Genomic DNA, 21,519 nt, shown 5'->3' with positions numbered 1-21,519 from the left:
ATGGATATTCAATTGGCTGACGACGTTGAAAATATTTCCTGGGAAGAGCTTGCAAGGGTTATCGAACTGGCACCTCTTGGCAAAAGGGATATTGTAAAGCTTGAAACTGCCTTTCGAAACAGCGAAATGCGCTGTTTTGCATATCATGATGAGAAGCTGATAGGAGCAGGGCGAGGTATTTCGGACGGGGCCTTGCGTGCGGCTATTTACGACGTGGTCGTCCTTCCGCAATACCAGGGAAAAGGCATAGGGACCATGATCATGGAGTATCTGCTTGTAAGAGCGAATGCCGAGATAACCATGCTCTTTGCGAACCCCGGCAAGGAACCTTTCTACGGCAGGATAGGCTTCCATAAGATGAAGACTGCCATGGCGATCACGGATAATCCGGAATTGCTGCGAGCAAAGGGAATGATCGAATGAACACACGGTTTGAATTACATGAGAGGATGCCGAACGATGAACCATGATGAACAGAAGCAAAAGGTAAAGGCTGCCTTTGACATGGCAGGCGAAGGCTACGATTGTTCCGGTCTGCGCTTTTTTGCCGAAAGCGCCTCGTGGTTGATCAAGAGTATGCACTTAAACGGCAATGAGAATCTGCTTGATGTTGCTACCGGGACCGGGCATGTGGCGATAGCCGCTGCCCAGGAACTGGCGACTGGTCATGTTACCGGCATTGACATTTCGGAGAAGATGCTTCAGAGGGCTGTAATCAAGGCGCACAAAATGAATTTGCAAAATACGACATTCAAACGCTGTGATGTGGAAGATATGGGCTTTCAAAATAACACCTTTAATGCAGCCTGCTGTGCTTTCGGCCTCTTCTTTTTGCCGGACATGGAGAATGGATTAACCTGTATTTCAAGAGTCCTGAAGCCTGGCGGGAAGCTTGCCATAACGAGTTTTACCCCCACGTTGATGATGCCGTTACGGAAGATGTTGATAGACAGGATCAAAGAGTATGGCGTTGAAGAACCGAAACTGTCATGGATGCGGCTGGACAGCCAGGATAAAATCACCGTGCTTCTGAGCGGAGCAGGTTACCTGGACATTAATATCCAATCAAAACAGATGGGCTATTATTTAAGAAACAGTATGGAATGGCGGGATGTCCTCTGGAACAGCGGTTATCGAGGTCTGTTTAGCGGGCTTTCCGAGGAAGATTTGACGCGGTTTATGGATGAGCATTTAAAAGAGGTGGACAACGTTGCTGACGAAAAAGGCATCTGGCTTGAAGTCGAGGTCTTGCTGGCAGCGGCTGTTGCACCCCTCGAACGGTAAATCATAAAACAGGAGGCTGCAATGAAGAAGGTATTGTTGTTTGCAGGATTGATTTTTGCTTTTATGGCGTTGGGAGGTTTGGCCATAGGGGAAGATGCCACCCGCAATCCGGGGTTGACGAAGATTGCAGAGGGTATCTACTCCTACATCGATGCAAAAAATCCTGCTCCATCAAGCAGCTTTGGCGCAAACGCAGGGATCATTATCGGCAAAGATGGCATCGTCGTGGTCGATACCCTGATTTCGTCGAAAGAGGCCCAGCGTTTTATAAGGGACATCAGGGCTGTTTCAGATAAGCCGATCAAGTATGTAGTGAATACTCATGAACACCTCGATCACTCGCTGGGCAACGCTGATTTCATCAGGCTCGGCGCTGTCGTTGTCTCTCACACCAACGGCAGGAAAAACGCTGAGGCTGCTGCCGCTACCATCCTTCTGAAGGCGAAAAGCTACGGACTTACGGACGAACTACTTGCCGGAACTACCGTTGCGATGGCATCGCTGACCTTTAACAACAGGATGGAGATCGATCTCGGCGACAGGAAGGTGGAACTGATCTTTACCGGAGCGTCGCATACGGACGGGAGCCTATTGATGTACGTCCCTGACACTAAAACATTGTTTGCAGGTGACATTCTTTTTACGGATGTTCACCCTTACATGGGGGACGGACAGATAAAGGGCTGGACCGGCGTCCTTGATGATATATCGGCCATGGATGTCGTATCCATTATCCCTGGCCACGGGCCGCTTTCGACAAAAAAGGATCTGCAGGAGATGAAGCAGTACCTGCTGACATTTGAGCGGATCGGCAGGGAACTGTCCGCGCAGGGAAAAGATGCGAAGTTCATTGCCGCAGAGATAATCAAGGCTGTCCCCAAAAGGCAGTTTTTCGAGATGTTCGTTGCGGGCAATGTTACCGCGCTTTATCCTAAGCGGGATTGATAGAGAGGAATGTATTCCTGATCCAAAGGGAACCAAACTGCTAAGGATAGAGGCAGATATTATCTGGCGGGAGTGACACAGGACAAAGGACCTTAGGGCAGGACCTCGATCTTTTTGTATGAGGTCCAGGTTCCGCCTTCATCCCCTCTTACCGTGTAGCCCCTGATGCGTATCTCCATGCCCTTCTGCAGAAAGTTTCTGTCACGGTGATCGAGCTGCAGAAACATTGTGGAGTCCTTCCTGCCTTTAGACCTTTCTCCTGCAACGAAATAGGAGAGCCGTCCGGCTGTTTCGCGGTCTACGCCTTCTGCATTATTCAGTTCTACGATGAAGTGGGCAGGAAAGGTGCGGTCCTTCCCTGCACTGCCTGACATGCCGGGTGTACCCATAACCGACTTCTCAGGGAACCAGCGGACATCAGAGATGGTGCCGGAAAGATCCACAGGTTCGAACCGCGGCAGCGGGGCTGAAAAACTGTTTGATGCCATGAACAGAACAAAGCAGATGAGCAGTCCTGAGATGGCAGCTATTTTCATGCATACTCCTGTTGCTGAAGTCCGGTCCTGGCTGATTCAGTGCTTCTTTATTCCTGTCGTTATTGCGGCTGCATCGCTTCCGGGAGCCTTGCTGATCATCAGCCCGATGCTGTTTTCTTCCTGAGCGTAGGCCTGAGCGTTGCTGACAGACATCCTCTGCCCATTTTCGGACAGATCAATTAATATGCCGATGCTGCCATTTGTGGCTGCGCCCTGCACGAGGGTTCCTCCCCAAAAACGGTTGTTCCCGCCACTGTCTTCGAGAACGCCGATGCCGAAATCATGTCCCAGCCCCTGTGCTACGCCAAAGGAGGCATAATAAGAGTCATTGCCTCCTTCATCGAGAAGGAACCCGATGGAAGAATGAATCCCTGCTCCCTGTGAGTAGCGGCCGGATAGATACTGGTCGTCACCGGACAGATCGCGGAGTATGCCGAGACCATAGTAATACGACGCGCCCTGCGCAAAGTAATCCGCAATATATCGATCGTTTCCTTTCTGATCAATGAGCATACCGATACCGCCCGGCACACCCTCCTGAGTCTTGTCAGGACGCAGTCCCCTCCCGAACCCCTGGCCCATGCTCACGGTCGATTTTCCCGGGTCGCGGAAATCCGGTTCCAGGCCGCCCAACTGATACGTGTCGTCACCGGCTTGGTCTATCAGCAGTCCGGCACCGCCGAAAAGACCGAGCCCCTGTCCGCCGAATGAACAGCTGTAATGATCGTCGCCTCTTCCGCAGATAAGCATGCCTATTCCCATCTGTCCTGTGCCCTGCGAATATCTTCTCGCCTGATATGCTGCCTTGCCGCTGCCATGATAGAGAAGGCCAAGACCCCAAAAGCCTGCGCCCTGACTTCCGTCCAATGAACTGAACGTAGCATCCTGACCCAGATCGAGAAGAAGGCCGCCACCCAGCAATCCGGCGCCCTGCGAAAAATTCTCTCTGCTTATATACTGGTTGTTCCCTCCCCAGTCAATCACAAGTGCTACGGGCATGCCAGGCCGCGTACCTCCGGCATTATTAAGGTAGAGATCATCGCCCCCGAGGTCCAGTATTAAAGCTGCGTCCTCCGTATAAACGTTCGGCCCGATGCCGCCGACGATCACCCGGCCCAGGCTGGTCGTTGCATCGTACAGGATCGGACCGCTGCCGGCACCAAAACGCCTCATGAGATCTTCTTTAAGCAGCGGCAGATTCTCAGGTGTCAGGAAAGAGAGCAGGGGAGATAATGCCCCGAATAATCCTGCGCGGTCCACCTTTGCCGAGATCGCCAATGTCCTGCTCCACTGCTTGCTATTCCAAGGATCTATGGCCTTTTCCCTCAGCAGGGCCTTTTCTTCAGGAGAAAGATTGCTCAATGCCTTTTCAATGCCGCTTTTTGCCTCGTCCATAATCTGAAGCAGTATAGGAAAACTTATTTCAGCCTGCGGTTTTGAAAAAGGCAGTTCCATATCGAGCAGTGCGGCTGCTCCTTGCAGCAGTTGATTATTTCGGGCAGCATCGATAATTCGCTGCGACAACTCCCTGCCTGCAACTCCGACAGACAGCGGGTGGCGCAGGGCATACGTCACCTCTTTCAGCTGCAGCGGATCGGATTCACTGTTATGGGCTGAGCCGGGGTTGTGGTTAATGTTAGACCGGATGTACAGCTCATCAATAATATTGTTGAACATCGGCATGATATTTTTGGCATCTAATTGCTGCTGCAGCAGCGACGGTTGCGTCTGGCACTGCCCTATCTCAGGATGTTTCGCCTCAGGCTGCTGATGCATCGGTCTTGCCTCGGGTAGTGCAGTGATAGAAAACCGCTGGTCATTGCTCTGGATTTCCATTCGGACCGGAACCCCGATTGTCTGTTGTTCAACCGATCTTTTGAAGTCATCCGGAATCTGTCCTTCGTTATAACAGGCAGGAACGCCATTGAACGACAGAATTATATCCTTTTCTTTGATCCCTGCCTTTGCGGCAGGGCTCCCGGCGACTATGCCTGCGGCCTGTATAAAACGTTTTTCGGTGCAGGCGGGATACAGCGTCTGCTCAAATACTACGGATGCTATATGGATGCCGAGATACGGTTTTGGCTCTATGAGAGCATGGGGCCTTTGGGGTATATTGAGCATACTGCAATAAAGATTTGGTACGGTCTGCTCTGCTGCATCGTGCTGCACAATATACTGAGTGTTACATGAAACAACAAACAGAAACAGGAGTATGCCCAGGAAAGATTTTGAAGCCAGTCCTGTATTCTTATGACAACGATATTCCATTGCGCAACTCGCTGATCTTCTCCTCCATATCCTGTGGCACAGGTGTTCTGAATTCGAGCCATTCCTTTGTGACAGGGTGGGTGAAACCGAGGAGTTCGGCATGGAGCATCTGGCGGGGAAAGACTATCCTCTTTCTGCCGATTTCCAGTGAAATCTTCGAACCATAGGTCTTGTCGCCCAGCACAGGATGGCCGATGGATGCGAAATGCACACGGATCTGGTGGGTCCTTCCGGTGCCGAGCTTTGCCTCGATCAGCGAACCTGATCGATAACGCTCAACCACTCTCCAGGTCGTGACCGCCTCTTTACCTCTTTTTGAGTGCGTGGACATCTTTTTTCTGTCAGACTCTGACCTGCCGATCCTCAGGGATATCTCTCCGCTGTCTTCTTTAAGAGTGCCGAAGATGAGCGTTTTGTATCGCCTGCTCATGGTCCGTTTTCTGAACTGTTCAACAAGATCATAGTACGCCTTGTCGTCGAGCGCCACAACCATAACGCCTGAGGTCTCTTTGTCGAGTCTATGCACAACGCCCGGCCTGAGGGGGCCGCCGATTGTGGCGAGCTTCTTCGCATGGAATGCGATCGCATTCATAAGAGTGCCGCTGCTGTGGCCTGCTGCCGGGTACACGACCATGCCTGCCGGTTTGTTCACCACCATCAAAAAATCATCGCAATACAGAACCTCGACAGGCAGATTCTCCGGCAGCAGCTCTTCGTTCTCTTCAACAATGGAGACATGGATCAGATCATCTGTATGGGCCTTATAGTTGGCCCTGGAGGGGTTTCCGTTGACACTCAGCATCTCTTTTTCGATCAGTCTCTGCACCTGTGAACGGGTCAGTCCTGAAAGCTCCGACACCAGCAGATCAAGACGTTTTCCGGCGTCTTCTGCATTAATATGAAACGTAGTCTCAGCCATGATCGTAATTTTACCGTAAAAGGCAGGGCTTTGGCTCTCTTGCGACGCGCATATAATCCATTAGCTGGCGGGAGGTGATACAATAGTGGCATAGACTTGCATAGGGAGGTAACGTGTCATGACGGTAGATACTATTATCGAAGAAGTTCCGGGACTGTATAGAATCATGCCCCTTAAGATTTTTCGGAAGACGCAGAGCGTGACCTTTGACTTTGTTCCGATCGGCCTTCTTCCCCGTATCGATGCCATGGACCGTGTGATCCACGAAGGCAATGCGGTCTCTCCCGGTCCGGTCGGTCCTGTTGAACGGCCATGGTACATGCACCCCTTTCAGGACGACAACCTGATTGTGCTCTCTGGAACGCGGCATATGGAGATCTATACGCCGAAGCATGGCAGGATAGAGCAGTTCACCGTAACGCCTCATCAGGTCATGAAGAACGGGCAGGTGATCTATGTGGGCGGCGCAGTAATTTCATGGCCGCGCAATGTATTCCACCGCATCCAGTCAGGCAGCGAGGGCTCTGCCGCCATTAACCTTGCAGTGCATTATGAGGGCTTTGATATCCGGACGAACTTCAGTGTATACAACCTCAGTATTTCTACCGGAGAATACAAGGTGATCCGCGAGGGCCATCTCGACCAGCCGACTGGGTGAGGAAGTGAGGCTGCGGTGAAGTTTGCCTGCTGAATTATGCATGATTACGTCCATGCCCCTGAACCCCTCAGTTTTTTCGTAAAAACATAGCTGCTCGCAAATTACCCTCAGCATTGCAATTCAACAGTTGCAAGGTCAATAAATCGCTTGACAATCATATTAACGTATGTTTAACTATACATATGTTAAGCACGGCAAAATTTCTGAAGCTCCTTTCTGACGAGACCCGGCTGAGGATCCTGATGCTCATGGCGCGCAAAGAACTCTGCGTCTGCCAGATCATGGGTGTTCTCGGCATAGCCCAGCCCCTTGTGTCGCATAACCTCGCCATGCTGAACAGTGCCGGTCTTTTGAAAGAACGCAAAGACGGCAAACTGGTCTTTTATTCGCTGAATAAGGAGATGCATCAGTCCCAAAAGAAAGTGATAGAGCTGCTGCAGGAGTTGACCGGAGCTGATGAAACGTTCTCGGGTGATCTCCATTCCCTGAAAGACTGCGAGGAATTTCAGAAGAAGGCCGGGAAATGCGATATGAAGACGCTGAAGGAATTCATGCAGAGAAAGCCAAAGAGGTCAGCAAATGAATCGTGGAGGAAGGACTGAAATGCGCATGAGCAGAAAATGGATATGGATAATTGCTGTTCTTCTCCTGGGATTATATACAGAGGCTTTTGCAGAGGGGAAGGTTATTTCCCTTCACGATGCCCTGCAGCAGGCTTTGAAGGGCAATCCTGAGATCAGGGCCAATGAACATGCACTGTTTGCCGTAAAAGAGGACATACGTATTGCACGGAGTTTCCTGCTTCCCCGTATCGGCTTTGAAGAGCGGTTCATGCGGACCAATAATCCGACCTATGCGTTTATGGCAAAGCTGAATCAGGAGCGATTTGCGATGACGGACTTTGCCATACCATCACTCAACAACCCCCAGCCTGTGTCTGATTTTCAGTCAAGCGTATCTTTTGAACAGGCTGTTTTTGCACCAAAGGCGTATATCGGCCTGAAGATGAGCAGAAAGGAATTTGAGGCCAAAGGGCAGGACGTTGAGCGCAACAAAGATGAGGTTGTTTTCTCGGTTTTTAAGACCTATCTTGATTCGCAGACAGCGCGTGCTTATGTATCTGTCGCAGAAAAAGGGATTGAAGACGCAAAGGAGCATCTTCGGATATCGGAAAGCAGAAATAACGCCGGCCTTGGCCTGTACTCTGATATGCTGAGGGCCCAGGTAGCACTGAGAACTGCGGAAGAACGGAAGGTTTCTGCAGAAAAGAATATGAAGGTGGCAGGACGTGCGCTCGGGTTGATGCTCGGACTGACTTCGTCCATTAACGTGACAGACCAGCGGCCATCGCTTGAGCTGAAAGACCTTGCGTATTATGAGAATATGGCTCTGACACGAAAGGACCTGAAGGCCCTGGAAGCACGGCATACCAATGCAGAAAATAACCTGAAGATGGCAGATGCATCATATCTTCCCACAATCGGCATTGGCGGCTCATATCAGTTGAACAGCCATAGGGCCGTCCTTGGAGAAGAAGGTCAAAGCTGGCAGGTTATGGCATTCCTGCGGTGGGAAATTTTTGACGGTCTCAGGCGTGAAGCAGAACGGAGCAAGGCAAAGCACAAACTGGCAGAGGCCGGAGAATACCTCGATGGCATGAAAAAGCGGATATCGTTTGCAATATATGAGGCATATCTTTCTGTGGAGGAGGCTCGCAAAGGACTTGAGCTTGCAAAGGCAAATCTTGCCTCGGCAGAGGAGGGCAGAAGACTGGTGACGGTGCGCTATGAAAATAATCTTGCCGCTGCAGTCGATATGCTTGACGTGCAGAGCAGCCTTGATGCTGTGCGGGCTGATGTTGTGGCAAAAGAGGCATCCTATCTCACTGCTATTGCAAGGCTCAGCTATGAAAGCGGAACGATTATGAAAGACCTGGATATAGAAAGATGAGGAGAGACCATATGAAGCGTTTCGGTATTATCACAATGCTGCTGCTGTTTGCGCTGGCTGCAATGCTTTCGGGCTGCAAAGGTAAGGCAGGTAAGGAGTCAGTTGAGATCAAGCGGCCGCAGGTTGCAGGTGTAACAATCGAGACAGTGAAGCTGTCGCAGGCAGATGAATATATTGAGACATCAGCAACAGTGAAGGCAAAGACCACGAGCATTGTGGCCAGCCGTATGATGGGTACGATCACCTCACTCAGGGTAAAAGAGGGCGACAGGGTGCATGCCGGTCAGGTGCTGGCGACCGTTGATGACAGTGATCTGGTTCAGAGGGTCAGGGCGGCAGAGAAAGGTGTTGAGGCCGCAAAACAGCAGATGTCACTGGCGGATGTCACATATCAGAGGTACAAAAAACTCCATGACGACAGGGCGCTCACCGGACAGGAACTTGACCAGGTCGAGACGCAGAAGAAAGTGGCAGACCTGGAATATGAGAGGGCCCGGGCAATGCATCAGGAGGCCCGCGTGTATCAGGGATTTACCCGTGTGACTGCCCCTGTATCAGGCGTTGTTATGGAAAAGAAGATAGATCTTGGCAGTACAGCAGTGCCGGGAATGCCGCTCTTTACGATTGAAGATACCTCAGGATACAGGGTGGAGGCGAACCTTGATGAGAAGCTTGCAGGCAAGGTGAAGCAGGGAATGGAGGCAAGGATCTTCATCGAAACCATGGGCAGGGAAATACAAGGTGTTATCACCGAGGTTGTTCCCTCTGTCGATCCGATGACAAGGACATTTCCTGTAAAGATCGCAATCAGCGGCGAAGGCCTGAGGAACGGCTCCTATGGCAAGATTTCTATCCCTGTGGGGAAGAAAGAGGCCTTGCTGGTCAGTAAAAAGGCGATTGTCGGAAAAGGGCAGCTTACGGGTGTCTATGTTGTGGATGCCAATTCGATCGTGACGTACAGACTGATCCGCGCCGGCAGGGTATATGGCGAAATGGTCGAGGTCCTCTCAGGACTGAACCCCAATGAAAGAATCATCGTGGACAACGTTGAAAAGGCGATAGATGGCGGCATTGTTAAACAGTAGTGGGAAATCCTCTTTGGTTTCCCGGTAAGGAATGAATATGAAGGCTATAGGAATATCAGGGAAGATCGCAAAGGCTTTTATTCAGTCAAAGCTGACGCCGTTGATCGTTATGGCATCACTGCTCCTTGGCGTCTTTGCCGTTATGGTTACTCCGCGCGAAGAAGAGCCCCAGATTGTCGTTCCGATGATCGACGTGATGGTCACCTATCCCGGAGCATCGGCAAAAGAGGTTGAAGAACGGGTTACAAAGCCCATGGAGAAATTCCTTTGGGAGATCAAGGGCGTTGAGTATGTGTACTCCATAGCTAAGCCCGGAATGAACCTTACCATCGTGCGCTTCTATGTGGGCGAGGATATGGAAGCCAGTCTTGTGAAGCTGTATAACAAGCTGATGTCCAACTATGACAAGATCCCCCCGGGCGTTTCCCAGCCGCTGGTAAGACCGAAGTCTATTGACGATGTGCCTATTACGACATTTACGCTCTGGTCTGAACGCTATAACGGCTATGAGCTCAGGAGGGTTGCGCAGGAGATCTGCAATGAGATCAAGAAGGATAAGGACGTATCGGAAACAACAATTATAGGCGGACAGAAACGACAGGTAAGGATCAGCCTTGACCCTGCCCGCCTGCGTGCATACAGCCTCTCGGCACGGCAGATCATGGGCATGCTTCAGAAGGCTAATTTTCTGATGCCTTCAGGCGCCTTTTCCTCAGGCAACAGGGAATATCTTATTGATACCGGCACATTTCTCAAAAATGCGGAAGAGGTCGGTTCGGTCGTGGTGAGTATGAACAATAACAGGCCGGTGTACCTCAGGGATGTGGCTGTATTGACTGACGGGCCGGAAGAGCCCGCGGATTATGTCTTTATGGGACTTGGTCCTGCTGCCCAATCCCGGGGCATCGCGGCCAGCCATTCACGTGCCGGACAGTATGAAGCGGTTACGCTGACGGTCTCAAAAAAGAAAGGCGCAAATGCAAGTATGGTTGCCGAAGACGCCATACGCAAAATAGAAGCGCTGAAAGGCAAGGCCATACCGTCTGAGATAGAAATAACAACAACAAGAAACTATGGTGAGACTGCAAAGGAAAAATCCAACGAGCTGCTTGAGCATCTCCTTATCGCATCCCTGTCGGTTGTTATCCTCATCGCCCTTGCCCTTGGCTGGAGGGAGTCGATTGTTGTGGGCGTGGCCGTACCTGTTACGCTGTCTCTTACCCTGCTTATCAATTATCTCTATGGCTATACCCTGAACAGGGTTACGCTTTTTGCCCTGATCTTCTCTATCGGCATACTCGTTGACGATGCGATTGTCGTTGTCGAAAATATCCACCGTCACTTCAGGATGCACAAAATAGATCCGCTTACTGCGGCATATGCCGTCGATGAGGTCGGTAATCCGACGATCCTCGCCACCTTTGCGGTCATTGCAGCGCTTCTGCCAATGGCATTTGTTACCGGTCTGATGGGGCCCTATATGCGGCCGATACCGGTCGGCGCCTCTGCTGCCATGATCTTTTCGCTGCTCATTGCCTTTATCGTAAGCCCGTGGATGAGCTATAAGGTGCTGAGGAATCTCAAGCGCAATGAGTCGCACAGAAAAGGGCAGGAGGATGCCGGTGGCTTTGCCTCGTTGTACGAGCGCATGCTCAGACCGTTGATCGAGAAGAAGAAAAAACGCATCACTGCCCTTGCGGTTGTACTTCTGCTCCTTGCTCTTTCCCTGGTGCTGGTTCCGCTGAAGGCAGTGACGCTCAAGATGCTGCCCTTCGACAACAAAAGCGAGCTGCAGGTGATCGTGGATATGCCCGAGGGGGTAACGCTGGAACAGAGCGCAGCGCTTGGCAGGGAGATGGGCGAGTATCTCAAGACCGTGGTTGAGGTGACGGATTTTCAGACCTATGTCGGGACTGCAGCGCCCTACAATTTTAATGGGCTGGTCAGACACTATTTCATGAGATCTGGCAGCAATGTCGCCGATATTCAGGTCAATTTCGTTCCGAAGTCCGAGCGCAAGGCCCAAAGCCACGAGATCGCAAAACGGCTTCGGCCGGAGCTGAAAAAAATTGCCGACCGGTATCAGGCCCGCCTCAAGGTGGCAGAGATACCCCCGGGACCTCCTGTCCTGAGCACCCTTGTTGCCGAGGTGTATGGACCTGACCTGCAGCGGCAGACAGAGATTGCAAAAAGCATTCGCAGCATCTTTGAAAAGACCGAAGGTGTGGTCGATGTGGACTGGTATGTTGAGGATGACCAGCAGAAGATCACCTTTGATGTTGATCGTGAGAAGGCAGGCCAGCACGGCATTTCAACCGAGGCAGTGGCTCAGAGCCTCAGAATTGCCTTAAGCGGTATGTCTGCCGGTCTCGTACACATGGAAAGGGAAAAAGAGCCTGTTGAGCTTGTCCTGAGGATGCCAATAAGTGAGCGGTCAACGCTTGCATCACTCAGTGGAATTACCATGCCCTCGGCAGATGGCCGTCCAATATCCCTTTCAGAACTGGTGAAGATGCGGGAAGGGGTAGAAGACAAGACTATTTACCATAAGAACCTCAAGCGGGTTGTTTATGTTACCGGTGATGTTGCAGGCACAGCAGAAAGCCCTGCATACGCAATACTTACGATGAAGGAAAAGATCAAAGACCTTAAACTTGCCGAAGGGTATGAGCTGAAGCAGTATTCGTCTGAGCAGCCCTGGCTTGAAGACCGCTATTCCATGAAGTGGGACGGCGAGTGGCATATCACCTATGAGGTGTTCCGCGATCTGGGTATCGCATTTGGCGCTGTGCTGGTGCTTATCTATGTCCTTGTTGTCGCCTGGTTCAGAAACTTCGTGACTCCACTGATCATTATGGCCCCCATCCCCCTGACCCTTGTCGGCATACTGCCGGGTCATTGGATATTCGGCGCGTTTTTTACTGCAACCTCCATGATAGGGTTCATAGCACTTGCCGGCATTATCGTAAGGAACTCGATCCTGCTGATCGATTTTGTGCAGATGGAGTGGAGGGACAGCGGTGATCTCAATGCCGCACTGATCAAGGCCGTGGCAGTCAGGTTCAGGCCGATTGCAGTTACCGCGGCTGCTGTGGTCGTGGGCTCCTTTGTGATGCTTTTTGACCCCATCTTCCAGGGTCTTGCGATTGCGATGATGTTCGGTGCCCTGGCCGCTACGGCATTGACGCTTGTTGCGGTTCCGCTGCTCTATTATGAATATTTCAAGGACCGGCCATGTCCTCTGGGCTCCGGCAGTGATATTGAAAAGATTGACCCTGAAACGTTATAATGTGCATATGCACAGAATAGCATGTGCTGCCTCTAAACAGCATCAGGTGAACTAAGTAAGAACATTATCCATAAGGAGAACAGGTATGAAGAGAAGAGGTATTATTGTTTTGTTCGTTGTCTTTTGTCTCACGGTCTTTTTGGTCCAGATCAGCGCAGCGGCAAATGCTGCTCCCAAGAGCACCCCTGAACTGAAACAGCTTCTCGGAACAGGCAAGAAGACGGTCGTATTTTTCCAGAACCCCAATGGCGGCCCCTGCAAGGCCCAGACCGATATTCTCCAGAAGCTCCTGAAAGACAGGAAGGGAAATTTCACGATTGCCTATGTGAACTCCATGAAGCCAGAAGATCAGAAGGCTTTTTACGATTACGGCGTAAGAAATCTCCCTTCCCTTGTGCTTGTTGACGGAAGCGGTAATATCAGCCGCGTCTTTCCTCCCGGTATTCAGAGCTATGAGACCCTTTCACAGTCTCTCGACAGCATAAAATAATGGATATCAGCATCGCCAATATCCTGCTTTCAGCAGGGGCCGGTCTGGCCAGTGTGCTCTCTCCCTGCGTGCTGCCGGTAATCCCGGTGATCGCGGTCGGCGGCGCAGAAAAAAAAGACCGTCTGCGGCCTCTGCTTGTGGTTTTGGGACTTTCGATAACCTTCATGGCCATGGGCGCTGTTTCATCCCTTTTTGGGGAGCTGCTGGTTGGACGCACGCGGTTTATCGAGCAGATTGGCGGTGCGGTCATCCTTGCCATGGGTCTGATGGTCTTCTTCGACCTGAACGTCTTTAAGCGGTTGTACCGGCTTTCAAATATTCAGGTAAAGTCTGAAGGCAGATTCAGCGGGATCATCCTCGGAATGGCGCTTGGTATCGTCTGGGTTCCCTGTATCGGCCCGATGCTCTCGAGTATCCTTGCAATGGTCGGCACGAGCGGCGAACTGGTAAAAGGCGTTATGCTCCTCGGGTTTTATTCCCTGGGTCTGGCCATACCGCTGCTGACCATAGCCTATTCGTCGCATCTCCTGCAGCGCAGGCTTGTTGCGATGGCGAGGCATGAAGCGGTTGTTCGGTATATAACGGGCGGCATTCTTATCGCCTTTGGTCTGTACATTCTTGTTATTGGGAATTTCGCCTTTTAGCCGCCGATTGTATGATAGAAATCATGGAAAAAAGTCTGCGTATTATGTATAATCAATATATATTGCAACTACGAAACAAGTTTAAACGGAGGTGAATAATCATGGAAACAAGTGTACCAACCTACAATAGATGCTCCTGCGGCAAGTGCGGCAACCATTATGCAACGATCATCAATTCTGATGAGGAACTGCAGAAGGAAGCCTGCCCGAATTGCAGTGAGAAGAAGCTGAAGCTGGAAGGTCCTTTGAGCGCTGCCGAGATGAGCGGCATGTTTTCCGGCGGTGGTTGAAGCCCCAGAGGCTGCTAAGACCGGTCCGGTCTTAAAAGAACATAAAAAAGGGCGGCATGTCTAAGAGGCAGTCGCCCTTTTTTATTATGCATTGTAGCCCCTGAATATCTCTCCGATGATGTCTGTTACGTCGATCTGCTCGTCCCGCGAGCTCCTTACGCCGTCAATATTCTGCACGGCATCCAAAAGAGCGTCCAGTTTCTCTCCGGTCGTAAGCATATCCCAGAGCGGTGATTCCTTGATGATCTCCACGGTTTCTCTCATAGTCATGGCCTTCTGCCTCCTTTATTCCGGCCTCCTGCCGGTATTACTTCTTTATCGGAAAAAAGCCCGAAAACCTTAAGCATACAAAACGGTATTTGTATTGACGCTCCAAAAGCCTGCTTGCTATATTAGGTGCACGCTGCCGTCATGCCGTCAATAACGTATGTTTGCTGATAGAACGATACATATATGAGCCAGGCTCCTGCTCTGGAATTAAAGCAGAGAGAGTTTAACGCTGCAATGGAGCGCTACGAGAAGGTCGGCATCTATAAGGTAATCGGCAAGACAGTCTCGGTGGTCAATGTTTCGCTGCAGTGCTATCTGCTGTATCTGGTAATTCCTGTCTCCATAGGGCTGCCTTTACAGTTGCTCGCTATTTTCTCATCATATCTGGCAGCCGACTTTTTAAATGGGCTGGTCCATATGTTCATGGACAGCAACGACGACTATGATTCACTGGCAGGGCCGTTGATCGCCGCGTTCCATCTGCACCATAAGACCCCGCTTTATAGAAAGAACAACCTCCTGCTTGTCTATTTCAATGAATCCGGAGCGAAGATCTGGCTCGTGGGATATCTCCTGATAGCCGTGATCCTGATCAGTGCTACGTCTATCCAGCCCGTATTTTCCTATATCATTGTCTATATCGGGATCTTATCTTCTGCTGCGGAAGTCTCTCATTATTGCTGCCATGTGTCTGACTCAAAAATAGAACAGTATTTGCAATATCCCGGATTGTTGTTGTCGAAAAAACACCACGGACTCCACCATATTGCCGACAATGTCAATTATGCGTTTTTGAATGGTTTTACCGACCCGTTATTGAATTTCATTGCCCGAAACTATTCCCGCGGATACAAAAACACGACGGACAGACATTATACCGCCTATATGGGAAGCGGGACCGCAAACAGATGATTGTTCTCAAATACCTCTTATGCAGATCGCAGTAGCCATCGCTCTAACCGCCCTCTACGTTGGTCTCTCGCTTATGCTCGGCGGGGTGCATTCAAATAATGGCCCCTGGTGGTTCTTCCTGCCCTGCATCGTGGCGTTCTGCACCGGCCTGATAGCCTCGCGGATCATGGCCATCCTTCCGTTGCCCTGGATCAATAATGAGGGCTATAGCTCTCCACCTCGACGTGTTCACCTTTCCTGGAGGGCCGCTGTTCGGCTTCCTGTTTATGCGCCTTTCGTGCTTATTCTCTGGCACTTTCTCTCGATTCTGCGTATGCACTTTGATCTCGACTGGGTGTTGTACCTGCTGGTTTCGCTCGCCAGTGTAATACTGGCTCTGGTGGCGCGGAGGCGGTGGCGCGAGATCAGACTGCTCCGGGGCGGAGAAGTCGCGACAGCGTTAATCGATAGCAGGGAAAACACGGCAGAGTGGTCAGACGATCGGATCTCCTATCATTTCAGGACTGCCGGCGGGTCGGATGTCTCGGGTCGGGCAATGTATGTTGGCTATGACGTCCTCGAAGGCTCCAGTGTTCCCGTCTTCTACGATGCCGCCAATCCTTCGGATCATGTGGTCGCCTGCGCCTCATGGTTCGAGGCCGATTGACTGTCACTGAAGCAACACTCAAACAAAACATAAGATTAAAAAGCTCGTCCCGTCAGTTTGAAAAGAAAATAGCTAATCAAAAAAATCACCTCCTGCGGCTGTGTGTTATTGAGGCATGGTCAACGGCACGATCTCTACCTTAATCCTAAAACCGGCAAGAAACAGCCAGTTCCCCGTCATAACGAAATGGACGAAACTTTTCACGGCATATAATCAAAGAATTGTCATAACAATCGGTGCCTTGAGCTTCTTCTTTAGACAATGAAGCCATCAAGTTTGCATCCTCGTAATGGTATGATAGAGGCATTATTGTATGCCGATGAAACAGATCTATGGCTGACATTAATAATACCATTGCCAACGAGCTCAAATTTCCCCATTCCATTGTCCTGAAGGCCTCTGCCGGCTCAGGCAGGACCCATGCGCTTATGATAGGGAGGCTCGCTGCATTGCCTATAGGAAGGCAGGGAAATAATGCATAAGACTATCAAAACAGGAACTATCCCTGATGATTCATTAATGCCGCCTGGCTGGAACAAGACTCACGAAGACCTCATGACCGAGATGAAGAACGGCAAACGTGCTTCAATCGGACGCGCAGAGATGGATTGGGCCACGCAGTATGAACAGGGCCTTCTTCCGTCAAACATTCGCTTTCCCAGGGTTGGTGAGATCTATGAGGTAGCGCATGACATTGACGTGCAGTTCGAGATGTACTTCGCTGCTCCCCTCACAAACAGCGGCAGCGGCAGACTGCTCACCGGCGAGCGGGTGAGGATTACGCTTATTTCGCCCCAGCACAGGCCGATCTGGGCATTCGCTCGTCCACTGCAATACAGGACCATCGAGGAGCGCTTTGTGCAAAAAGAGCAACGCAAACCGCCCTATAGCCATTTCAGTATCATACTAAAGACAATGGAGCTGCACTCCTGTTTTCGGTTGGTAGACAAATGGACTGTTTTTAATCTGAAACTGATCGTAGCAGATGCCTGTCGGCGTCGCTGATCCTGCATTGACGTGACGATATGACAACCATATTCCTTCTTTTATTCATAAGTGCCGCAGTGGCCTCAGTTGGATATGCTGGTTTCAGGTTTCTCAGGAATATCATCTCCCGGCCGATATTTGAAATCAAGCTCTCGCCGGTCGATGAGCCAAAATGGTCGGACAGAAGGAAGATTACCGACCTTGCTGCCTCATTTCATCAAAAGGGTTTTGAATCAGCAGGAGAATATACCTGCCCTGAAATCCCCTCGTTGATTATCTCTGGTTTTGTCCGGCCCTCAGAGCAGATGGCTGGAGTAATCTACGACCATCCGGTTCAGGGTATATGGGTTGATCTATTTGCCCATTACAAAGATGGAGGGAGCCTTACTGTTTCAAGCGCTCCCATAGGAGATGAACTCGATCATATGCCGCAGCAGACCAAGATCTACTGCAAGGGAAGTTCTTTCGATGATCTTTTTCGTAGAATGCTGGCTGAAAATAGAGAGACAGGCCGCATAGTGATACCGATTGCAGAGTTCGCATCCCGATTTGAGGCCCAGTATCAAAAAGAAATGAAATGGCGCATGGACCGTGGCGGCCCGACGTATCTGGAAGTGCGACGCGTTGCGGAAGCGATGGGAGTTTCAACAGACAGGGAGCAGTTGGAATCTAAGACGCGTCAGATTCAACAAATCTGGAGGCAGGAACAAAGGACGCCTCCAGGGACCAGGCCCGCCAAGTCCCCGGCTGCCCTGCCAGGAGAGTTCCAGAGACCGGAAGAGTTCCGCAGGAAAATGGAACAGAATAGTGGGCCTGTCCCAAGCCTGAGTGTGCCTGCGATGCCGGTTTATCTGGTCCTCTTTTCAGCCATGACCTATTGGTGCTACTACGGCCTGCAATACAGCAGGACCAATGCCCCTGTCTCACTGAGTGCAGTGCTCGTCTTTTTCGGGGTATTTCTCGTGCCTTTCCTTATCACATTGGTCTTCAGGGATTTTAACCGGCGCGTGAAGATGTATCCTGTGCTGAAGCGCATGGCCGGTATGAACCCCGGAGCTTTCCTGGTCGTTGAGGGAGTCTCTCCCTCTCTGTACTATGCCAGGGAGGCATGGATCGGAAAAGTCTCTTTTGAAGAAGGAGGCGAAACCGAAAACGCGTTTACCCGTCTGGATGCGACAATACGAGGGCCGCTCAACCCGCTGGAGATACGCAGGAAGAACATACTGGATAAGATCAGCGGGCGGCCGGACAAGGATATCATCCCAATGCCGGAGAGCGAGTTCAGCAGGAAGTTCGTGGTATCGGGCAGTGATGTTGAATTTGCCAAAACACTCCTGAATCCATCGGTTGTGGATGCCATTATGCGAATCGCGAAAATCGGCAACGTGGTTGTAGATATAAACCGCAGCACGGTGAGGGTTGAAGTGGAGAACGACCTTTCCCGACCGCGCAAGGAGGAGGCGCTCAGGCAATTCCTGACAGACGCCGACACCATCATCGAGAAGGCGGCCAATGCAGACCAAGCAGCCGGTAGATAGTTGACTCTGCCAATTGTGGTGCCGGCAGCTTGTGGGGTCGTTCAGGGAGCAGAGGGCGACGGTTAACCCTGAAACAGATCTATGGTTGACATTAAAAATACCTTTATGCCTGGCACTGACAAGAGTGCGTCTGACAACCTCGGGCAGATTAGATCTGCAGACAGAGATAACATTGTATTGACGCGGAAAGAACCTGCTTGATATATTAGGCTCAGTTTTAAGGGAGGGGATGAAGTGCAAGGGGACATCAGAAAGCTTTTCAGAAGCGAAATCACTCAGTGTATAGTGCTTAGAGTATGAAACCTTTAAACTTCGTAGGATCGAGCCTGGACGATCTTCGGAACTTCCCGGACGAAGCGCGTAAGGCATCGGGCTTTGAATTATATTCCGTTCAGTGCGGCCTTGAACCGACCGATTGGAAACCCATGTTGAGCGTAGGACGCGGGGTCAAGGAAGTCCGTATACATGTTCTGGGAGAATGGCGCATCATTTACTTGGCGAAGTTCGAGAATGCCGTATATGTGCTCCACGCGTTTCAGAAAAAAAGTCGAAAGACGAATCAACATGACGTTGAAATTGCACGCAAGCGGTATAAACAGATTGGAGGATAGTATTATGAAAGAACCTATTATCAAATCTTCTGGCAACGTATTTCTCGACCTGGGTTTTTCCCCAGAAGAAGCTGCCATTCTTCAGATGCGTTCCGAAATAATGACTGATATCCGGAAAGTTATTAAGACAAAGAAACTGACTCAGGCAAGAGCAGCCGAGATGCTTGGTGTCAGTCAGTCACGGGTTTCTGACTTAATTCGCGGTAAATGGGAGAAGTTCAGCCTGGAGATGCTTATCGCGCTGGCAACAAAGGCCGGGATGCGTATCAGTCTTAAAAGGGCGGCATAGATAGGGCAATAAGGATACAGAATTATTATATTGACGCAGGGAGAAACTGATTGATATATTAGGCTCAATTCTTAGTGAGGGGATGAAGTGCAAGGGGAAATCAGAAGGCCTTTCAGAATAAAAATCAATCAGTCTACTATTCCCTCGGCTGTTTTCTCCGCAAATAAGCCTTATCCCGATAGCGACAGCATATCGCTCCGGAATATCTATCCTATCAAGAATGTAGACTTACATCTAATTGGCTTCTTTTCAAACGTTGATTCGTAAATAAGGAGAATACAATGAAAGAATTCGCAACTGGTAAAAAAGTTTTCTTGAGAAATATCGGAAAAGATGAAAAATGGTTGCAAGATATAATTGAAAAAGACCCATCATTATTGCCCTTTGAAAATCTTGTTGTTGTAGCGAAAGAAAGAAAACAATCATCTGGGGGCAGACTCGATTTCTTAATGAAATCAACGGAGGAAAAGTTATCATATGCAGTTGAAATTATGCTAGGCGATACAGATCCTTCACATATTATTAGATGTATAGAATATTGGGATATTGAAAAACGAAAAGCTCCTCTATGGCAACATTATGCAGTTTTAGTGGCAGAAAGTTTCAATAGAAGATATTTCAATGTTGTTCAGCTCTTAAGTCAAAGTATTCCTATGATTGCTGTTCAATTGGATATTATCGAATCAGAAAATAACTATACATTAAGTTTTACGAAAATAATGGATATTTATGAGGAAGAGGATGATGGAATTGAAAATGTAGAAGTAAAGGAAGAGGATTGGGAAAAAGATGCGCCATGGGTTATTGGGGCTGCGAGGAAAATATTGGAAAGACTTAATAAAAATGATACCGGTTTATCTTTGAAATATACGCAAAGCTATATCGCAATAACGAAGGATGGGATAAATCAATACTATATGAACAAAAGGGCTAAGCCGAGATTTAGAATAGCTCTTAGAGTATCAGACCAAGAATTATCCGAAAAAATAAAACTGTTATTGGAAAATAAAAGTGAAAGCTACGAATATAAAGGCAAAGAGTTTGTTTTTAGTAATGTTGAGGCAAAAGAAAACTTGATCAATACAATATGTGAACTGCAAGATGTAAGAAATAGACATAAGCAAATTGAAAAAGAAGAAAGCGAAGAATAAATGCTCATATCAATGGGTTTACAAATTGCAATTGACAAAGGAAGAAGTCAGATGAGCGCACCTTGATATGGGAAAAGGCAGACTTGTTGATTCCAACCAGTCGTTATAGCGGTTAAGCCGCTCATCTCAAGAGTGTTTTTTTCAAAAAAAGGAGTTAAGCGATGAGTGATTCCTTTGTATCACCAAGCAAAACAAGACTTTGTGTTATGCGTGGCGGTCAAGCCGTGGTCAGAGCGTGGAAGATACCAAAACCAATTGTGCTGGTAGATTCGCGTGAACAGATGCCACTCTATCTATTCGAAAATCACCCGAACTGGTTTGGCGGCGCACTGCGTGTTACGCTGCAAGCGGGAGACTATTCGATTGAGGGCATGGAAAATGTTCTGTCTCTTGAGCGCAAATCAATGGCAGATGCAATCGGCAGTACCGTAGCTGGCAGGGAGCGGTTCATACGTTCGTGTGCTTCTTTGGCCAAATTCCGCTGGAAAGCAATTCTGATCGAAGCAAGTTATGAGGAGCTGAAAACGCCGTACCATAGATTTGAAGACTTGATAACTGAAGCGCATCCCAATGCGGTTTGCGGAACACTGGATGCCATTGAGGCCAAGTTTGGTATTCCCATCTTGTATTCGTCACGAAATCGTCACCTGGCCTCAGAGAAAGCCGCCAGTTGGCTATCGAAACATTTTACATATTGGTGGTTGGAGCAAAACGGTCACGACCGTATATTGATTGACACTGATGGATTATAGCT

At 49.7% G+C, this 21,519-nt stretch carries 24 protein-coding genes; 20 read left to right on the top strand and 4 right to left on the bottom strand.

Features of this window, described 5'->3' with window-relative positions:
- The 3 genes from HZB31_13170 to HZB31_13160 are packed head-to-tail and all read left to right on the top strand — an operon-like array spanning position 1 to position 2,229.
- Positions 1 to 423 carry a GNAT family N-acetyltransferase gene (locus HZB31_13170; GenBank protein ID MBI5848871.1) on the top strand — a complete coding sequence of 141 codons (423 nt, stop codon included), beginning with the start codon at positions 1 to 3 and terminating at the stop codon, positions 421 to 423.
- 36 nt (positions 424 to 459) lie between these two features.
- Positions 460 to 1,284, top strand: a complete 825-nt coding sequence (locus HZB31_13165) for a methyltransferase domain-containing protein (GenBank protein ID MBI5848870.1) — start codon at positions 460 to 462, stop codon at positions 1,282 to 1,284.
- A gap of 21 nt (positions 1,285 to 1,305) precedes the next feature.
- Positions 1,306 to 2,229 (top strand): MBL fold metallo-hydrolase, encoded by a 924-nt coding sequence (locus tag HZB31_13160; protein MBI5848869.1) that lies wholly within the window; start codon positions 1,306 to 1,308, stop codon positions 2,227 to 2,229.
- Positions 2,230 to 2,321: 92 nt separating this feature from the next.
- On the opposite strand, the gene HZB31_13155 is transcribed toward HZB31_13160, so the two are convergent.
- From HZB31_13155 to HZB31_13145, 3 genes are all read right to left on the bottom strand, one after another.
- Positions 2,322 to 2,765: a hypothetical protein gene (locus tag HZB31_13155; GenBank protein ID MBI5848868.1), complete on the bottom strand. Its 444-nt coding sequence runs from the start codon at positions 2,763 to 2,765 to the stop codon at positions 2,322 to 2,324.
- A gap of 36 nt (positions 2,766 to 2,801) precedes the next feature.
- Positions 2,802 to 4,937, bottom strand: a complete 2,136-nt coding sequence (locus HZB31_13150; GenBank protein MBI5848867.1) for a PDZ domain-containing protein — start codon at positions 4,935 to 4,937, stop codon at positions 2,802 to 2,804.
- A 79-nt stretch (positions 4,938 to 5,016) separates the two neighbouring features.
- Positions 5,017 to 5,955 (bottom strand): RluA family pseudouridine synthase, encoded by a 939-nt coding sequence (locus tag HZB31_13145; protein ID MBI5848866.1) that lies wholly within the window; start codon positions 5,953 to 5,955, stop codon positions 5,017 to 5,019.
- A gap of 118 nt (positions 5,956 to 6,073) precedes the next feature.
- On the opposite strand from HZB31_13145, the gene HZB31_13140 reads away from it, so the two are divergent.
- From HZB31_13140 to HZB31_13105, 8 genes are all read left to right on the top strand, one after another.
- Positions 6,074 to 6,613, top strand: a complete 540-nt coding sequence (locus tag HZB31_13140; GenBank protein ID MBI5848865.1) for a hypothetical protein — start codon at positions 6,074 to 6,076, stop codon at positions 6,611 to 6,613.
- Positions 6,614 to 6,795: 182 nt separating this feature from the next.
- Positions 6,796 to 7,215 (top strand): winged helix-turn-helix transcriptional regulator, encoded by a 420-nt coding sequence (locus tag HZB31_13135; protein MBI5848864.1) that lies wholly within the window; start codon positions 6,796 to 6,798, stop codon positions 7,213 to 7,215.
- A gap of 1 nt (position 7,216) precedes the next feature.
- Positions 7,217 to 8,563, top strand: coding sequence for a TolC family protein (locus HZB31_13130; GenBank protein ID MBI5848863.1), 1,347 nt, complete (start codon positions 7,217 to 7,219; stop codon positions 8,561 to 8,563).
- An 11-nt stretch (positions 8,564 to 8,574) separates the two neighbouring features.
- On the top strand, positions 8,575 to 9,648 hold the full coding sequence (locus HZB31_13125) for an efflux RND transporter periplasmic adaptor subunit (protein MBI5848862.1): 1,074 nt from the start codon (positions 8,575 to 8,577) through the stop codon (positions 9,646 to 9,648).
- A gap of 37 nt (positions 9,649 to 9,685) precedes the next feature.
- Complete coding sequence (locus HZB31_13120) at positions 9,686 to 12,937, top strand: efflux RND transporter permease subunit (GenBank protein MBI5848861.1); 3,252 nt, start codon at positions 9,686 to 9,688, stop codon at positions 12,935 to 12,937.
- A gap of 85 nt (positions 12,938 to 13,022) precedes the next feature.
- Entirely contained in the window at positions 13,023 to 13,427 is a 405-nt protein-coding gene (locus tag HZB31_13115; GenBank protein ID MBI5848860.1) for a thioredoxin family protein, read from the top strand.
- Positions 13,427 to 14,071 (top strand): cytochrome c biogenesis protein CcdA, encoded by a 645-nt coding sequence (locus tag HZB31_13110; GenBank protein ID MBI5848859.1) that lies wholly within the window; start codon positions 13,427 to 13,429, stop codon positions 14,069 to 14,071. The genes HZB31_13115 and HZB31_13110 overlap by 1 nt, the downstream gene beginning before the upstream one ends.
- A gap of 101 nt (positions 14,072 to 14,172) precedes the next feature.
- Positions 14,173 to 14,361, top strand: a complete 189-nt coding sequence (locus HZB31_13105; GenBank protein MBI5848858.1) for a hypothetical protein — start codon at positions 14,173 to 14,175, stop codon at positions 14,359 to 14,361.
- A gap of 84 nt (positions 14,362 to 14,445) precedes the next feature.
- On the opposite strand, the gene HZB31_13100 is transcribed toward HZB31_13105, so the two are convergent.
- The gene (locus tag HZB31_13100; protein ID MBI5848857.1) at positions 14,446 to 14,631 is read right to left on the bottom strand and encodes a hypothetical protein; all 186 of its coding nucleotides are present in this window, start codon (positions 14,629 to 14,631) and stop codon (positions 14,446 to 14,448) included.
- A 183-nt stretch (positions 14,632 to 14,814) separates the two neighbouring features.
- On the opposite strand from HZB31_13100, the gene HZB31_13095 reads away from it, so the two are divergent.
- From HZB31_13095 to HZB31_13055, 9 genes are all read left to right on the top strand, one after another.
- Positions 14,815 to 15,543, top strand: coding sequence for a hypothetical protein (locus tag HZB31_13095; protein MBI5848856.1), 729 nt, complete (start codon positions 14,815 to 14,817; stop codon positions 15,541 to 15,543).
- Between the two features lie 85 nt (positions 15,544 to 15,628).
- Positions 15,629 to 16,189, top strand: a complete 561-nt coding sequence (locus tag HZB31_13090) for a hypothetical protein (protein ID MBI5848855.1) — start codon at positions 15,629 to 15,631, stop codon at positions 16,187 to 16,189.
- 332 nt (positions 16,190 to 16,521) lie between these two features.
- Positions 16,522 to 16,671, top strand: a complete 150-nt coding sequence (locus tag HZB31_13085; GenBank protein MBI5848854.1) for a hypothetical protein — start codon at positions 16,522 to 16,524, stop codon at positions 16,669 to 16,671.
- A complete protein-coding gene (locus HZB31_13080; GenBank protein MBI5848853.1) occupies positions 16,664 to 17,194 on the top strand; it encodes a hypothetical protein in 531 nt (176 codons plus the stop codon). Before HZB31_13085 ends, HZB31_13080 begins: the two co-directional genes overlap by 8 nt.
- A 59-nt stretch (positions 17,195 to 17,253) precedes the next feature.
- Positions 17,254 to 18,714: a hypothetical protein gene (locus tag HZB31_13075; protein ID MBI5848852.1), complete on the top strand. Its 1,461-nt coding sequence runs from the start codon at positions 17,254 to 17,256 to the stop codon at positions 18,712 to 18,714.
- A gap of 296 nt (positions 18,715 to 19,010) precedes the next feature.
- Positions 19,011 to 19,325: a type II toxin-antitoxin system RelE/ParE family toxin gene (locus HZB31_13070; GenBank protein MBI5848851.1), complete on the top strand. Its 315-nt coding sequence runs from the start codon at positions 19,011 to 19,013 to the stop codon at positions 19,323 to 19,325.
- A gap of 4 nt (positions 19,326 to 19,329) precedes the next feature.
- Positions 19,330 to 19,614, top strand: coding sequence for an XRE family transcriptional regulator (locus tag HZB31_13065; GenBank protein MBI5848850.1), 285 nt, complete (start codon positions 19,330 to 19,332; stop codon positions 19,612 to 19,614).
- Positions 19,615 to 19,895: 281 nt separating this feature from the next.
- A complete protein-coding gene (locus tag HZB31_13060; GenBank protein ID MBI5848849.1) occupies positions 19,896 to 20,765 on the top strand; it encodes a hypothetical protein in 870 nt (289 codons plus the stop codon).
- Positions 20,766 to 20,926: 161 nt separating this feature from the next.
- Complete coding sequence (locus HZB31_13055; GenBank protein MBI5848848.1) at positions 20,927 to 21,517, top strand: hypothetical protein; 591 nt, start codon at positions 20,927 to 20,929, stop codon at positions 21,515 to 21,517.
- Positions 21,518 to 21,519 lie beyond the last annotated feature (2 nt).

The sequence above is a fragment of the Nitrospirota bacterium genome, assembly GCA_016235245.1.
Taxonomy (GTDB): Bacteria; Nitrospirota; Thermodesulfovibrionia; order Thermodesulfovibrionales; family UBA6898; genus UBA6898.
Note: the sequence above shows the minus strand (reverse complement) of the source record. Positions and strands in the feature narration are given on the sequence as shown.